The 15024-nt window shown below is 53.4% G+C and carries 13 protein-coding genes; 2 read left to right on the top strand and 11 right to left on the bottom strand.

The genetic code is table 11. From position 1 onward, the window contains the following. Positions 1 to 26: 26 nt before the first annotated feature. The gene (msbA, locus tag FHK95_RS02830) at positions 27 to 1814 is read right to left on the bottom strand and encodes a lipid A export permease/ATP-binding protein MsbA (RefSeq protein ID WP_150303088.1); all 1788 of its coding nucleotides are present in this window, start codon (positions 1812 to 1814) and stop codon (positions 27 to 29) included. A gap of 200 nt (positions 1815 to 2014) precedes the next feature. On the opposite strand from msbA, the gene FHK95_RS02835 reads away from it, so the two are divergent. Next, complete coding sequence (locus FHK95_RS02835) at positions 2015 to 2617, top strand: lipopolysaccharide kinase InaA family protein (RefSeq protein ID WP_150303089.1); 603 nt, start codon at positions 2015 to 2017, stop codon at positions 2615 to 2617. Between the two features lie 460 nt (positions 2618 to 3077). On the opposite strand, the gene pseI is transcribed toward FHK95_RS02835, so the two are convergent. The 9 genes from pseI to FHK95_RS02880 all read right to left on the bottom strand — a co-directional run bounded on the left by pseI (position 3078) and on the right by FHK95_RS02880 (position 12140). Further along, the gene (gene pseI / locus FHK95_RS02840; protein WP_150303295.1) at positions 3078 to 4142 is read right to left on the bottom strand and encodes a pseudaminic acid synthase; all 1065 of its coding nucleotides are present in this window, start codon (positions 4140 to 4142) and stop codon (positions 3078 to 3080) included. Continuing rightward, positions 4139 to 4696: a UDP-4-amino-4,6-dideoxy-N-acetyl-beta-L-altrosamine N-acetyltransferase gene (gene pseH / locus FHK95_RS02845; RefSeq protein ID WP_150303090.1), complete on the bottom strand. Its 558-nt coding sequence runs from the start codon at positions 4694 to 4696 to the stop codon at positions 4139 to 4141. The genes pseI and pseH overlap by 4 nt, the downstream gene beginning before the upstream one ends. Further along, entirely contained in the window at positions 4693 to 5805 is a 1113-nt protein-coding gene (pseG, locus tag FHK95_RS02850; protein WP_150303091.1) for a UDP-2,4-diacetamido-2,4,6-trideoxy-beta-L-altropyranose hydrolase, read from the bottom strand. The genes pseH and pseG overlap by 4 nt, the downstream gene beginning before the upstream one ends. Continuing rightward, complete coding sequence (gene pseF / locus FHK95_RS02855) at positions 5805 to 6503, bottom strand: pseudaminic acid cytidylyltransferase (protein ID WP_150303092.1); 699 nt, start codon at positions 6501 to 6503, stop codon at positions 5805 to 5807. Before pseF ends, pseG begins: the two co-directional genes overlap by 1 nt. After that, positions 6500 to 7660 (bottom strand): UDP-4-amino-4,6-dideoxy-N-acetyl-beta-L-altrosamine transaminase, encoded by a 1161-nt coding sequence (gene pseC, locus FHK95_RS02860; RefSeq protein WP_150303093.1) that lies wholly within the window; start codon positions 7658 to 7660, stop codon positions 6500 to 6502. The genes pseF and pseC overlap by 4 nt, the downstream gene beginning before the upstream one ends. A gap of 2 nt (positions 7661 to 7662) precedes the next feature. Next, positions 7663 to 8661 carry a UDP-N-acetylglucosamine 4,6-dehydratase (inverting) gene (gene pseB, locus FHK95_RS02865; RefSeq protein WP_150303094.1) on the bottom strand — a complete coding sequence of 333 codons (999 nt, stop codon included), beginning with the start codon at positions 8659 to 8661 and terminating at the stop codon, positions 7663 to 7665. Between the two features lie 9 nt (positions 8662 to 8670). Then, positions 8671 to 9768 carry a hypothetical protein gene (locus FHK95_RS02870; protein ID WP_150303095.1) on the bottom strand — a complete coding sequence of 366 codons (1098 nt, stop codon included), beginning with the start codon at positions 9766 to 9768 and terminating at the stop codon, positions 8671 to 8673. Between the two features lie 412 nt (positions 9769 to 10180). Next, entirely contained in the window at positions 10181 to 10921 is a 741-nt protein-coding gene (locus FHK95_RS02875; RefSeq protein ID WP_150303096.1) for an FkbM family methyltransferase, read from the bottom strand. 91 nt (positions 10922 to 11012) lie between these two features. After that, positions 11013 to 12140, bottom strand: coding sequence for a glycosyltransferase (locus tag FHK95_RS02880; RefSeq protein ID WP_150303097.1), 1128 nt, complete (start codon positions 12138 to 12140; stop codon positions 11013 to 11015). Between the two features lie 315 nt (positions 12141 to 12455). Here FHK95_RS02880 and FHK95_RS02885 point away from each other — a divergent pair, with 315 nt between their 5' ends. Next, a complete protein-coding gene (locus FHK95_RS02885) occupies positions 12456 to 13979 on the top strand; it encodes a hypothetical protein (RefSeq protein ID WP_150303098.1) in 1524 nt (507 codons plus the stop codon). 8 nt (positions 13980 to 13987) lie between these two features. On the opposite strand, the gene FHK95_RS02890 is transcribed toward FHK95_RS02885, so the two are convergent. After that, the gene (locus FHK95_RS02890) at positions 13988 to 14887 is read right to left on the bottom strand and encodes a glycosyltransferase family 2 protein (protein ID WP_206668523.1); all 900 of its coding nucleotides are present in this window, start codon (positions 14885 to 14887) and stop codon (positions 13988 to 13990) included. Positions 14888 to 15024: the final 137 nt, after the last annotated feature.

Genomic DNA, 15024 nt, shown 5'->3' on the forward strand with positions numbered 1-15024 from the left:
AGTCAGCCAGTCGGCTGGATTGAGACTCATGCTTGAGAAGAGTCATCATCTTGAAATTGCATGCTGTGCAGGCGCGCATAGTAGCCGTTCTGAGCCAGTAGTTCAGCATGGCTGCCCCGTTCGACGATCTTGCCCTGATCCATCACCAGGATGATATCGGCCTTCTCGATCGTCGACAGCCGATGCGCGATGACCAGCGTGGTACGCCCTTGCATCACATGATCCAGGGCGCTCTGAATGTGTCGCTCCGACTCGGTATCCAGCGCCGAAGTCGCTTCGTCCAGGATCAGTAAGGGTGCGTTTTTCAACAATGCGCGGGCAATCGCGAGGCGTTGGCGTTGACCGCCCGACAGCAGCACACCGTTCTCCCCGACCATGGTATCCAAGCCGTTTGGCAGCTTGTCGATGAATTCCTTGGCATATGCTGCCTCAGCAGCCCGCTCTATATCTTCGCGCGGCGCGCCGGCCAGATCGCCGTAGGCGATATTGTTGGCAATGGTGTCATTGAACAGCGTCACGTGCTGAGTGACCAGGGCGATGTGCTTGCGTAAGTTACGCAACCGATAATCGGACACCTCGACCCCATCAACAAGGATCTGGCCTTGGTTATGCTGATAAAAGCGGGGAATCAGACTAATCAGCGTCGACTTGCCACTCCCCGAGCGGCCAACCAAAGCCACCATCTGGCCGGGCTCGACGGAGAAATTGATATCCTCCAGCACGGCTTTATCAGTCTCGGGATAGCTGAAATGCAGACCCCGCACCTCAACCCGACCACTGACTCGCTCTGACTCGTAGGTACCCATATCGGACTCAGGGTCTTCGTCAAGCTGCTCGAAGATGCTTTCCGCCGCTGCTATACCTTTCTGGATATTGGCGCTGACTTCCGACAACTGCCGCACCGGTTTCGGCAACAGCCCCGCCGCCGTAATGTAGGACACCAGATCACCAGCGGTTGAATCACCGCGCAGAAACAGCACCAGGAACATCACAAACGCCATGGCGCCGTAAGTCACCAACTGCAAACTAGGTGTGAACACCGCCCCAGTGCGCGTCATTTTCAGACCTCGCTGCCGATTTTCTTCACTGGCTGCGTTGAAACGCTCGGTTTCGTACTGCTCACCACCGAAGCTGCGCACCACCCGATACCCCGTGATGGTTTCCGAGGTCACATGCGTAACGTCGCCCATCGCCGTCTGGATCTTCTTGCTCTGCTTGCGAAACTTCTTGCTGGTACTGGACACCATCACGCCGATAATTGGCAAGATCCCCATCAGCACCAGGGTCAGCTGCCAGTTCATCCACAGCAGGTAACCAAACAGGAAGATAACCGTCATCCCTTCGCGGAACACCACCTTGATCGCGTCCGTCGCTGCGCCAGTGACCATAGTCACATTGAAGGTCACCCGGGACACCAGATGCCCCGAATTGTGGTTGTCGAAGTAGCGGTTGGGCAGGGTCAGGAAATTATTGAACAGCGCCGTGCGCAGATCATGAACAATGCCCAGAGAAACCTTGGCAAGGAAGTAATTCCCCAGAAAGGAACCGATGCCCTGATAGACCGCTACCAACACGATAAACAACGGAAAACCCCAGATAAGCGGGAAGCCCAGAAACTCACCGCTCGAGCCAGCGTTGAGTCCGTCGACAAAGTATTTCAGCATCCACGCCATCGCCGGCTGGCTTGAAGCGAAGATCATGAACCCCAGGATACTCACAGCAAAAGGTATCCAGTAAGGTTTGACATAGCTCAGCAAGCGGAGGTAAATCCTCACACTGGAGCGGGCAAAGCTTTCGTTCTGAGTATCCGACATACGCTCTTCGCACAGTTGAACCAGGCCGGAGTTTATCACAGGGCTGCAGGAGATCAGGGCTCGATCGTTAGCAAACACAACGCCGCTGCTAGCACCCGAAGCGACGCTGCCGTTGCCAGCGCTATCGAATCGGAAGATGCGCGATAGATGAGCAATGCATCAGGTTCCGGTAGACTTCGGTTTTGTTCGGGAATACATCAATGCAGAAACTAAGCCGAGACCTCTACGAGAAATGGCGCATCGGCGCCGACGTGCTGGAGAAAGACAGGTACGGTGAGAAGGTTCTGCGCCTGGCTGACGGCACCTTTTTGAAACTATTCAGGCGCAAAAGCTGGTTTTCGAAAAACATGCTGTACCCACCGGCCAAACGCTTTGCTGATAATGCTACCCAACTAAAACGCTTAGCGATTGCCTGCCCAACGATTATCCAAGTCTATACGATGAGCGCACCATACCGTTCGGTAGTCCATTACGAGCCATTGGCTGGGATAACTCTGCGACAATTGTTCAAAGAGAATAACGACCTAGACCAAGCGGATACATCCTCTCGACTGGCCGAATTCATTACACGCCTTCATGATAGGGGCGTGTATTTCCGGTCACTACATCTTGGAAATATCGTCCTTACTCCCGAAGGCGAGCTAGGTCTCATTGATATTTCTGACATGCGCTGCCTGGACAAACCACTATCTAATAAACTGCGAAAAAGAAACTACAGGCATCTAATGCGCTACAAGGAAGACTTGGATTTAATTGACCAAGGTGCGCTTCATCTCATAACAGCAACCAACACATCCTCATGAGAGAAATTTACATAATAAAAACACAATATTCTTTAGTGGAAATATATTTGCAATTCCTGGATACTTCTTTATTGACAAAACTCATTACATCCGTGGCCAATCCACAATACTTCTCCAACTTGCACTCCAAGCATGATTTCAACTGCATGACTTTTCATTAGTCTTCGGCTAATATTTTTGCGACCGAAATCAGGAATCTACTGCGCTCGGCATACATATGCTGCGCCATACGAAAAAGCAAAATACAAAATTACGACTTCTGTATTTTTACCCTGCCGCCCATAAGTTCTATCGGGAGAAACTCTGATGAACTCCACCAACGACTGCTATATGCTAGCACCATAATACTGCGTGCTTTTCATAACTGACCAATACTCGCAGGCAAAAAAACAAGATAGAAAAGTCGAAGTCATTGAAAACTCTAAAGCTTAGACCAGCCTATGTGGATACTTTTTTTATCCTAGTCGTTCGTCCTCCGATCGAGATCAGTTGCTGACACAGGTCTGAATTTCTCAACATCCCGTAAAACCGGCTTACCTATAATCTGCTCGAGATCCTTAGGAGGCAATCCAAACCCAGGCCTCACGCTCCGAACCGCATCAACGGTTATGATATCGCCGGCCTTCAGGTCTTTCACAAAATACAACGACCGTCGAAACTGTGCATTGCTCTGCTCGCTGGATTTGCGTCCATAGTTCACCTCGCCCAGCGCGGACCAGGCTGTCTTGCTATCCCGACATAAAGCCGCCAGCTCGGCAGGCTCCAATGAGAAGCTGTCATCCGGACCACCACCGCTGCGGTCCAGTGTGAAGTGTTTCTCAATGATGGAGGCACCCAGTACTACGCTGGCAATCGCTGTGGTGTTATCCAGAGTATGGTCGGATAACCCGGTAACCAGCCCAAAGCGCTCCATCATGTCCGGGATGGTACGCAAGTTGTAGTCCGCCGCCGGGGCTGGATAACCGCTGACGCAGTGCAGGATAGCCAGTTCCTTGCAGCCTCCTTCTCGGGCGGCTCCGATAGCTTCGCTGATTTCTTCGGCGTCGGCCATCCCGGTGGAGATAATCATCGGTTTTCCGGTGCTTGCTACGTACTTTATCAGCGGCAGATCGACGGCTTCGAAGGAAGCGATTTTATATGCGGGAGCATTCAAATCTTCGAGCAAGTCCACGGCCGTATTGTCGAATGGAGAGCTGAAGAGGGTGATATCCAGTTCACGGGCGCGCTCGAACAGCGGTTTGTGCCACCCCCAGGGCATATGGGCTTCTTGATATAGCTGATACAACGTCTTGCCGTCCCATAGCCCGCCGTGGATCTGGAACTCTTCCGCGTCGCAATCCAGCGTAATGGTGTCGGCGGTGTAGGTCTGCAGCTTAACTGCGTCCGCACCGGCCTTCTTGGCTTCTTCGATGATTTTCAGCGCGGTGTCCAAGCGGCCGTTATGATTGGCAGACAGCTCGGCGATGATATAAGGAGCATGCGCCAGACCGATCCTGCGGCCTGCTATTGAAAAGTCTGGTTTCATACTTTTGCCTTTACAATTTTCGCTAGTTTGGAGTGCATCGCTTCGCGATGTCCTGCCCATTCGGGGGCCAACAGTCCTAATCTATAGACATCTACGAATCGCCCGTCGATACGATGCTGCTCTCTTAACACCCCTTCAACGGTGAAGCCAAACTTCTGGTGGAGTTTGATCACCGCTTCGTTGAAAGCCAGCACCTCACATTGCAGTTTGCGAAGGCCAAGCTGGTCGAACGCGTAGTTGAGCGCAAGATATTCCATCTTGCTCCCGGTACCGCGAGGCGCATCGGGGGCAGCATAGAAGGCCCAGGATGAATTCCTGTTCACTTCATCAATGTGATTGAATCCAACAATTCCTAGCGGTACGGAATCAAGCTCATACATAAAGTACCGATGACGAGCGTCGCTTTGCGTTCTGGCCCACCAAGAGAGATGCTCGGCCAGACTTATCTCATGACGGGTGTACATATTCTGTCGCGCTGCGGGCGCATTGCGCCACGCAAGCATAAGCTCGAGCTCGCTGTCGTCGATGTTTCTTATCACGCCGAACGCCGTCATGTGCAATCCCGTCGTTGGTTGTGCAATAGTAAATTCACTACACGATAGGTGCCCTGACCATCAGCGATGAGTCGTGCATGCTCGCTCATGCGGGTCTGCCGTGATGGCTCGGCAGCAAGCCGGGAAATAATGGCTCCCAACCCTGATATGGACCCGGGGTCTATGCCAAAGGTAATCACGGCTTCTTGTTTCTCTAGCTCCGCCGCAGCTGTCATCTGATTATCCGCTAGCACAGCCATAAGGGCGGGTAGTCCCAGGCAACACCGCTCCCACGAGGTTGCCCCGGCCGCCCCAATAGCCAGATCACTGTCGGCCATCAATTGCGCCATATCGCTGACACCCGAACGTACTAACGTGGTCACCGGCATATTGGTCGCTTGCTGCTGAACGGCTTCAAGCCAGGGTGCGGTAGCGCCCATGACCACAGTGATCACGTAGTCCGCCGGCAACTCTGCGGTGGCCAATGCAGCCAGTATTTGACCGGTGGCGTTATTCTTATCTACTCCACCCATGCTGATCAAAATATGGCGTAGCCCTGCTGAGCGTCGGCGTTCCAGGCTGTAAGGGCGCAACGCCGCAAACTCAGGACGAAGCAGCGCGTAATGGGCACCACAGAGTAGCGTGCAATTGGCTGGCACCCAGGGCCGATAGTCCAGTGAATCACGGCCCAGCGTCTGATCTAACAAAACATCACACTGGTGCGGGCGGTCAGCCAGGTCGTCAATGACCAGTAGCTTGTGATAGTAAGATTTGAGCTTCTGCTCCCAGCGCGTGTCCAGTGCGTAATGATCCACCACCAGCCAGTGAGGCTGAAGTGACGCCAGGAGAGGCGCGCACAGCGTAGCGTCCTGCGCCTGAGTGGTACCCAACCAGGATGCGTGTGCCAGATCATCATCGGTATCAGCGCCAGACACATAGGCCAACGGGTGAACCCTGTGGCCCTGCTGAAGGACGTATTCGATCAAGTGTCCGGGATGCTCGCGGCAGATAAAGTGGCACTCACGCCCCAGAGCCTTCAATGCATTGGCCAGGGTCAGGCAACGCATTACATGGCCTGTGCCCATTTCCAGGGAGGCATCCGCGCGAAACACCACCACATGGCTATCCATTATTTAGGCTGTGCCTGTAGAGCGCGAAACATCCATTCGGCTCGTTCCCAGTCCTCTGGCGTGTCGATGTCCTGCACGCGATGACGTGGCAACAGCACTGGCGCAGAGCCTTCTGCAAAAATCATTTTACCTTGCAGCCAGGCTTCAGCCTGCCCCCAATAGAATTGCCCAGCATCATGGTAGGCCTCTTCCAGGTCCTGGGAGCGGGTGTTGGAATACTCTGGGCTGAACATATTCACTCGTCCCTCCTGCGTCAGACGCAGGGCCCGCTGAATAGGGAACGCGTAACTGGTGACCGAAAAGGCGTAATCGCTGCCGGTATCAGTCAGCACTGCCAAGCCCTGGCGAATATCCTCGGCGCGGACGAAGGGCGCTGTAGCATACAAGCAGCACACCTGCTGTGCTGCATCGACGCAATGCGCATCGACCCACTCGATAGCGTGGCGGATCACTGGGATGGTGCCGGTGTGATCATCTGACAGATCAGCGGGACGCATAAAGGGTACCGTTGCGCCATATTGCTGCGCCACCTGGGCAATCTCGGCATCATCGGTAGAAACAATCACTTGATCGAAACAGCCGCTATCTAAAGCGGCCTCAATCGACCAGGCAATCATTGGCTTGCCGCCAAACGCCTTGATGTTCTTGCGCGGGATACGCTTGCTGCCGCCCCGCGCCGGAATAACCGCCAGCCTCATGCGCCAACGGCCTCACGCACGGCTGCCACGACTTCATCCTGCTGCACATCAGTCATGGTCTGGAACATCGGCAGGCTGATGGCCTCGGCGTAATACTGCTCCGCCTGGGGAAAGTCTCCTGCCTTGAAGCCCATCCGCCGATAATACGGCTGGGTATGCACCGGAATGTAATGCAAGTTGACCCCAATCCCCTGTTCGCGCAGCGACTCGAACACCTCGCGGTGGGTTGCCTGGATCTGATCCAGCTTCAGACGGATCACGTACAAGTGCAGCCCGGAGTAACTATCAGGATGCTGCCAAGGCGTCAGAACCGGCAGATTGCTCAGTAGACCATTGTAGCGACGGGCCAACTCATGGCGCCGCGCAACAAATTGATCCAGACGCTCCATCTGGCTCACGCCCAGCGCGGCCTGAAGCTCGGTCATGCGGTAATTGAAACCCAGATCCACCTGCTGGTAGTACCAGGCGCCATCCGGCTCATGGGTCATCAGCTCTTGGTCCCGGGTAATACCGTGGCTGCGCAGCAAGGCCATGCGACTGGCCAACGTATCGTCATTAGTCAACGCCATGCCGCCTTCGGCAGTGGTGATGATTTTCACCGGGTGAAAGCTGAACACAGTGATATCGCTATAGCGGCCGTTGCCGATGAACTCGCCCTGGTACTTACCGCCAATAGCGTGGGAGGCGTCTTCAATGATCTTGAAGCCATAACGTTGGCCGAGTGCGTGAATGGCCGCCATGTCGCAGGCTTGGCCGCACAGGTGAACGGCCACGACGACCTTCGGCAGCCGCCCTTCCCGCTCGGCCACTTCCAGTTTGGCCTGCAGTGCTTTAGGACAAAGATTGTAGGTGACCGCGTCAATATCCACGAAATCGATCTGGGCGCCGCAGTACAAGCCGCAGTTGGCAGAGGCGACAAAGGTAATCGGCGTGGTCCACAGCCAGTCACCCTGCCCCAGCCCCAACGCCAGACAAGCGATATGCAACGCGGACGTGGCGCTATTCACCGCCAACGCATGGCGGGCGCCCACATGGTTGGCAACCGCCTGCTCGAAGCGCGGGGACATTGGCCCTTGCGTCAAAAAGTCAGAGCGCAACACCGCCACCACCGCCTCGATATCCGCTTCGGTAATATCCTGTCTGCCGTAGGGAATCATTTTCAGATACTCCCGATCTTTTCCCGGTTCGCGTCAATCCAGGCCTGGAGTTCCGCGTCGCCCATCCACTCTGTATTGTTATCGCTAGAGTACACAAACCCCTCTTCAACCTTTTTTCCGTCCTTGATGCGCTCCGGCGTTTCTCCCCAGCCATTGATAACAGGCAAGATCTTGAAGTGTTCGGGGTACTCGTAGGTGTAGTAGGAATCTTCGGCACTGATCATCTGCTCGTGCAGCTTCTCACCGGGGCGAATGCCTATAATTTCCTGGCGGGCTTCTGGAGCCACTACTCGAGCCAGATCGGTGACCTTCATGGACGGGATTTTCTTCACGTAGATTTCGCCACCGATCATGTCTTCAAAGGCATGCCAGACCAAATCCACGCCCTCTTCCAAGGAGATCATGAAGCGGGTCATGCGCTCATCGGTAACAGGTAGAACACCTTGGTCTTTGACAGACATAAAGAACGGAATAACGGAGCCGCGCGACCCCATAACATTGCCATAGCGCACGACCGAAAAACGGGTCACATGCTCGCCTGCATATGCATTACCGGACACAAATAATTTATCCGAAGCCAGTTTGGTTGCGCCATATAAATTGATCGGTGAACTGGCTTTGTCAGTAGACAATGCGACGACGCCCTTCACACCCTTATCGATACAGGCATCAATAAGGTTCATGGCACCGTTGATATTGGTCTTGACGCATTCGAAAGGGTTGTACTCGGCAGTGGGGACAATCTTGGTCGCGGCAGCGTGTACAACATAATCAACCCCATCCAGTGCCCGATATAATCGTTCCTTGTCCCGCACGTCACCAATAAAGAAACGAAGACGCGAATCATTGGCAAATTTCTTGGCCATATCCCATTGCTTCATCTCGTCGCGGGAAAAGATGATGATCTTCTTCGGATTATATTTGGCTAGCGTCATGGGCACGAAGGTATTACCAAAGGATCCTGTGCCGCCCGTCACGAGAATGGTTTTATTGCTAAGCATGTTGGTTCCTTAAATTATATGAGATCTTATAGCTTCGGCTACGCGCTTGTTAGCTAACCGATCACGACTGCCAAATACCCATGAAAAATAGGTTTCACGCCGCGCAGAAAAAGCGGAAGCATCGGATATGGCGCGGTCGAGGTTTTCTGAGAAATCCACCTTCGTGTTAATAAAAATATTAGGCCCACAATCGTATAGAGTTAACAATCGATCCAGATCGTCTGGGTGCATTGCTTCCTTAACTCCCACACGAACCACAACGTCTCGAGATAGATTTTCCGTCTCAATAAATAGCTGTGGAACATCGTAAAACATAGATTCTTCACTTGGAGAATTAGCATCCGACACTACTAAATCAGCAACGGATACGATCTCCGCCAGCGAACGGCTTCCGAGATCAAGAAATGCCCCCGATCGCTCAGCGATGAGTTTTTGCACCTTGCCAAAGCTCTCTCGGTCTTTCCGGCGAGACGTGATTGACTGACTGGGATGCGGACGCAGAACCAAGTTTAGATGCTTCGGGGCGGTTGAAACCAACCGCTCTGCCACCAGATTCCAAGAGCCGAGCCCTCTGCGGCTCGGGGTATAAACGATTGTCTTCCTCTCGGGATCTAGGCCCAAACTCTGCAGAACCGCTGCTCGTTGGGTTCCGGACTGCTCAGGATACTCGCAAAATGGCAAAAAGCCGGTCTCCACCGCATTAACCAACACGTCATTCGAAAACCGCCCAATCATGGTCTTCATTCGCGGACCTATCACACAGAGAAGATCAAAATGCGCATTCTGTATCAAGGCATCGCGGGACAGCATCATGTAGGTACCGTGAAACACCGTAGCTTTTTTTGCATCGTACGGAGCCAGGAAGCTGCGATAGGGAGAGCCCGTGACAATAATTTCAGCCTTGGCTAGAGAACGATTACCCTTGCTAAGCGAGCCTAAGAATCTGGAGTATCGCTCTGTATTGAGGTATGGATACAAGCTTTTCGCAACGTTCAAGGTTGAGCGCCGATTGCTTATAAATGTCCCGGGGAGCTCTGACGCAACCTGAGCGAGATGGGGTACAGCCTGAGACATTTTAGAGAAATAGACGATACCGCTATCATTCATGATTAACTGCTCTCATTACCTAGCGGTGTTTTCGCATTGTGCCAGAAAAGTGTAGTGATCAACCCCAAATACCCTCTCGATCGGAACACTTGCCATGTATGATATGGCCTTCGAGGGAGGGTTTGATAGAGACGCCTGATTATATCCGTTGCAAATACCATTCTGAAAGACGCGGAGGCTTGGCGCCGAAAGCGCTTTTACGTGCCCTTTTGACGAAATCGGGCTTTGATGGTGTGCGCGCCCCACCAAGACGGGTCACCGTAAGCTACCAGACAGTAGCAAATACCGTAACATGGCTCACGGCCATTATTGAGCCAAGGGGCAGAATATCGCCATATGTAGGGGATAGCAATTTAAGGCTTCATAATCGGCGCAGGTGGATTTCGGCCCATGTGCTGATTAAATGCTATTTTCAAAGCCCGTTGCACAGGTAAACGTCACAACCAATCCTTGCGATCTGATTAAGCCCAAACCGTGCTAATAGCTCCTCAAGCCGCTGAGGCTCCTCATCCAGAACCTCGACCTGAATCAGGCAAGTGTTTTCTTTTAGCAGCCTGCGCGCGCCCTCTAGCACTGGGATTTCATGGCCTTCCACATCGATCTTGATAGCAAGCTTCTCGCCGGTCATGCCGGGAAACATGTTGTCGAGCGCGTCAACATCGATGGTAGTGGTGCGGAATTTCTCGCCCTTGGTGGATTCAGGCGCGGTCTCAGCAATGCGGGAGGTTCCGGTGCTATTTCCTTTGTTCTCCAGAAAGCTTACTTGCTTCCGTTCCGAGCTTGCCCCAAGGGCCAAGCTAATGACGCGCTCGGACAAATCGTTGATGAGGATGTTTGCACAGAGCTGCTGAAAGTTTCTGGGCTGCGGTTCGATTGCGTAAGCGCTCGTCAGTGAATCACAGCGCTTGAGCAGCTGGACTGTGTACAAGCCGAAATTAGCGCCCACATCCAGGAAAACGGTGCAGCCCCGATCCTTCACCTGGGCTGCGAGAAACGCCATTTGCTCATCTTCATAGGGACGCTTGAGAATAAACTTGCGATCCACATAGTTTCTGTAATGCAGCAGCCAGCGACTACCTAGCCGGTCGTACATCCTGAAACCGACCTTACGGTAGTCGCGGTATATCGTTTTTTTCAGAAACAAAGGCAGCATTGTCTGGCACTCATCGGCGTAAGGCTCAACGACCTGTCGAAGTCTAATCCGGGGAGAGATTACTACAGGCGTTGCGTGACCGTTTAGCGAATCAAGACCCGGCGTTCCCGACGATTGACAAGCTCCAGAATCGTTTCCTCCCCGCCGCGTCGGAAAATTCGTTTGTCAGCTTCTTCTGCATCGCCTGACGCTGCTCCTGGAAGTCAGACTCTCCCATTTCCGAAGCCCGAATCAGGCTGGACGCCAACGCGAGCCCGTCACCAAGGCGGAACAGCTGCCCCGCCCCGTCGACCACTTCACGCGCCCCTCCGCAGTCACTGGAGATCACCGGGACGCCCGCCGCCATTGCTTCCAAAAGCACCATCCCGAAGGGCTCATGATCAGAGCTGAGGACGAATACATCGAATGCTTTGAAGTAGCGTCGCGCGTCAGGTACCTCTCCAACGAAGAACACCCGTTTGGATACGTTCAGCTGTATCGCCAGCGCCTTTAGCTCTTTCTCCAAACGACCTCGTCCAAGGATCACCAGGCAGCTGTTCTTGGGTAGGTCCGGCAATGCCGCTGCAAAACCTTTGATCAAGGTCGTCTGATCCTTATCAGGATGCAGACGCCCCACATTACCCACTATCCATCCATTCTGCGGCAGCTTCAGCTGTTGCCTGGCCTCGATTCGTTCAAACTGCTGCCCCTGAACCTGGGCTATGTCGATACGATTATAAAGCGTCTGAATACGCTCGCTCGGCCATCCTGGCAAACGCTTACGGATATCGTCCCGCACCGCATCCGAGACAGCAAGGATGTTTATACGCTTGCGATAGGCCTGAGCAAAAAGCCTGCGATCAAGCCTGTCATATGCGCCATAAGCATGATGAACCCAGACGACAGGCAGATTGGTCGCAAGGCACGCGATATAGGCGGGTTTGGACCGGTGCGCTATACAGAGCATGTAGTCATCTTGATGCGCTATGCGCCGGATTTCACGAATCGCCCGAAACTTGAGCCCCTTCAAGGCTTTGGACCTATATTCGAGAAATATCACCTTGTCCGACTGGCAAGCTGCTATCACATCGTCGTTAGGTGCACCGGACAAAAATACGGTTGTGACTTTGTAAGGAGTGCCCTCAAACAGGCTGGCATATTGCCTCGCGTAGTCGAGAAAGGGTCCGCCATACCCATGGCAGATCTGCAGAACGCGACGAGAGGCTGATTGGTTGGCCATACTTTCTCCATGATCTTATTCGGCTTACAAATCACGAAACATGGAAGAAACCATGAGCTGATCGCGCCTTCATTTCCAGAATTGTTAGTACACAGTTCAGCGGTTTCGTTCATTAGACTTCTGATAACAGCGCCCCAAAATATAGCGAATGGGCCAGTCAGATCCGACTCTCAGCCACCAAAGGAGCCCTTCAACCACAACGTGCTGTAAAAGCGGTACACTTGTAAAAGGCTTCCCGCACGTCTGATTGTTGTGAGAAGGAACCCAAATCTGGCTAGATGTAGCCCTCAGCGGCAATGGTATCGGACATTTATTTTGCCTAACGTACAAAACTCTCCCCATTCTTTGCAGCTTTGTTGCGGACCTATTTCAATCACTGCACCTAAGATCGCATTCGTCGCAAGCCTGCTCTTGTCGCTTGTAGCGGTCCAGTTCCAGCCTGTGCTCGCTCGCGATTCCGCCCTCTATGTCCACATGGCCAATCTTTTCAACCTGCTTGGGTATGCCGGGATCGAGGGCCAATTCGATTGGCCATGGGTCTCGATAATCATTAGCTGGGTGCACTCGATTACCAAGCTGTCGATGATTAACAGTGGCAATCTGCTGATGGCGCTGTTTCTGGCAGGCAGCTGCGCCGTCATGACAAAAACAACGGCGCTGCTTGAGCCCAAGGCTGCCTATTGGGGCGCACTGGTCGCGCTCACTCTTCCGGCATTCAATGGTTACCGGGATGTGATACTGAGAGAGCCCGGCTTCTGGTTTTTTACCACGTTAGCCACATTCTGGATGGTGCGGTGGGCCCTGGACAGGCAGCACCTCGCACTGGTGGCCGCCCTCGTTGCCATCATGTTTGCAGCCGTATTTCGCCTGGAAGCGATTTTGCTCATCGCAGGCATGCTAGTCACGGTGTTATGGATTCAGCGGGGATGGCTGCGCGCGCACTGGAAGCTGTCCATTCTGGCTGTAACAGTCGCCAGCGTGTCCACTTTGGCGCTTTTATTCTGGTTAGTTCACTTTCCCGAGCAGTTAGGTCACCGGCCGGCCTACTACTTGAGCTTACTAGACCCCCAGTCCATCTTTGACAAGTTCAACGCGACGTCAGCCGCATTCGCTTCGGCTGCCCTCCGTGATTACTCCCATGAGCATGCGGGCAGGATCCTCTTTTGGGGATTTTTCATGGCCCTTCTGATCGAATCCGTCCTGATGCTCGGTCCGTTCGTATTGATTTTCCTCGTCAGGTTTTGGAGGCCACTACATCCTCTTCTGGGCGTAGAAGCGACTTTCATGATCGCTAGCGCGGGGCTGTACTTTGCCGTTCTGATGATATTTTTTGTACAGCAAGGATTCATGACATCCCGTTACACATCTTATCTACATGTATTAGCAGCTCCGCTCGTAGGTGTGCTGGCCTACGAGTTGGCTAGATACCGCAAGGCTGCAGGCGTAATCCTTGCTGGCCTAGCAGTTTTAGCGGGAGTAGATAACGTGGTATCGCTATCGGAAAAGCGAACCCACTACTTGGACGCCGCAACATGGATACAGACGCACCTTCCAGATGATGTGAGCATCTATTTCGATGATCGGCGGATAGGTTTTTATGCCGGATACGGTTACCAGGAGATCGCTGCGCCGACCGATGAAATCTCCCCGGATGCAGCCAGATCGTATGATTACTTGGTAATAGAGCAGCCCAGCACCAGTCAGGTGGTGCAGGATATTCTGAACAGTAGCGCCACAGCGGTGCTCGCTGTCTTTGATAACGGCGCAAGACGGCATATTACGATAATCGGCCCGAAGGACTTTCAAGAAGAGAAAAAGGCGCCCGCCGAACCGCTCTGACGCGAATCTTATAGCCGGGCACGACGAAAGACCTGCCTGAAAACCAAACTCATGCGCAGCCGCTTCCAGAGGTAAAGCCGCTTTGCCGTCTGATACGGCGACAGGTTGAATGCCATGGAGTAAAACATCCTTGCTTCTTCGAACCGGCCTGCTTTATAGCACGTACGAAAGGCTGACAGCGCCCGCTGCGCCTCATAGGTTTTTCGATATTCACGCATCTCCGGAGGGAGACGGGAGAATACGGCATCAGTAATCACTCCAACGGTCGATATCGCCAGTCCCACATCGTTACGCAAGCTGTCTGGATGTTTGAAAATAGTCGCCAAGGGAGCATCAACCGTAATGCAAGTTGGGCACGAAAGCATATAAGCAAAAACAGCTATATCTTCCCCCTGACGCAGCTTTTCCGGGTAGGGGCGTGCGCCAAGGCGGGATCGGCGAAACACGGCGCAACCATGGCTGACGCTGACGCGCTTGTGAATCAGGTAGTCGATTAGACGCTGCCGCGCAGTAGCAGGCAACTTAGATGGCTTTCGATACTTCTCCCTTCCATCCGGAAAATGTACTACGTGCCCGCCTAGCAGTAGATCGACATCAGGATGCTTGTCTAAGACGTCCAAGATCGTGTCCAGACTTCCGGGCTGGAGCATATCGTCCCCATCCAGAAAGAGCACCCAGCTACCAGCGCAATACTGCAACGCGACATTCCGCGCCGCGGCAGGGCCCGCATTGCGCTGACGATAAAAAGCTGCACGTATGTCGTGGGGAACAGCGATATCTCTGAGCACTGCCTCGGTTTCGTCTTGAGAACCATCATCTATCACTAGCAGCTCGGAACTAGCACCGAGCTGGGATAGAACCGATTCAATAGCTCTCCCGACCACGTGCGCATAGTTGAACGTGGTCACAACAACGCTCAATACTATCTCATCAGGCGGGGAATCGACCCAGGCTCTACTTGCAATGTCCATTTTTCCAGACCGAGTGGTGGTGTAGCTGTGATCACCACAGCACGAACCATTTGGATGCCTAACGTCTGGAAAAA

The organism is Pseudomonas saliphila (assembly GCF_008638345.1).
Taxonomy (GTDB): Bacteria; Pseudomonadota; Gammaproteobacteria; order Pseudomonadales; family Pseudomonadaceae; genus Halopseudomonas; species Halopseudomonas saliphila.

Excerpts from the sequence above, each read along its gene's own strand:
- msbA (WP_150303088.1), bottom strand. The coding sequence starts at position 1,814 with ATGTCGGATACTCAGAACGAAAGCTTTGCCCGCTCCAGTGTGAGGATT.
- pseI (WP_150303295.1), bottom strand. The coding sequence starts at position 4,142 with ATGAAACCAGACTTTTCAATAGCAGGCCGCAGGATCGGTCTGGCGCAT.
- pseC (WP_150303093.1), bottom strand. The coding sequence starts at position 7,660 with ATGATTCCCTACGGCAGACAGGATATTACCGAAGCGGATATCGAGGCG.
- FHK95_RS02875 (WP_150303096.1), bottom strand. The coding sequence starts at position 10,921 with ATGCTGCCTTTGTTTCTGAAAAAAACGATATACCGCGACTACCGTAAG.
- FHK95_RS02835 (WP_150303089.1), top strand. The coding sequence starts at position 2,015 with ATGCAGAAACTAAGCCGAGACCTCTACGAGAAATGGCGCATCGGCGCC.
- pseH (WP_150303090.1), bottom strand. The coding sequence starts at position 4,696 with ATGACGGCGTTCGGCGTGATAAGAAACATCGACGACAGCGAGCTCGAG.
- pseB (WP_150303094.1), bottom strand. The coding sequence starts at position 8,661 with ATGCTTAGCAATAAAACCATTCTCGTGACGGGCGGCACAGGATCCTTT.
- pseG (WP_150303091.1), bottom strand. The coding sequence starts at position 5,805 with ATGGATAGCCATGTGGTGGTGTTTCGCGCGGATGCCTCCCTGGAAATG.
- FHK95_RS02880 (WP_150303097.1), bottom strand. The coding sequence starts at position 12,140 with ATGGCCAACCAATCAGCCTCTCGTCGCGTTCTGCAGATCTGCCATGGG.
- pseF (WP_150303092.1), bottom strand. The coding sequence starts at position 6,503 with ATGAGGCTGGCGGTTATTCCGGCGCGGGGCGGCAGCAAGCGTATCCCG.
- FHK95_RS02870 (WP_150303095.1), bottom strand. The coding sequence starts at position 9,768 with ATGAATGATAGCGGTATCGTCTATTTCTCTAAAATGTCTCAGGCTGTA.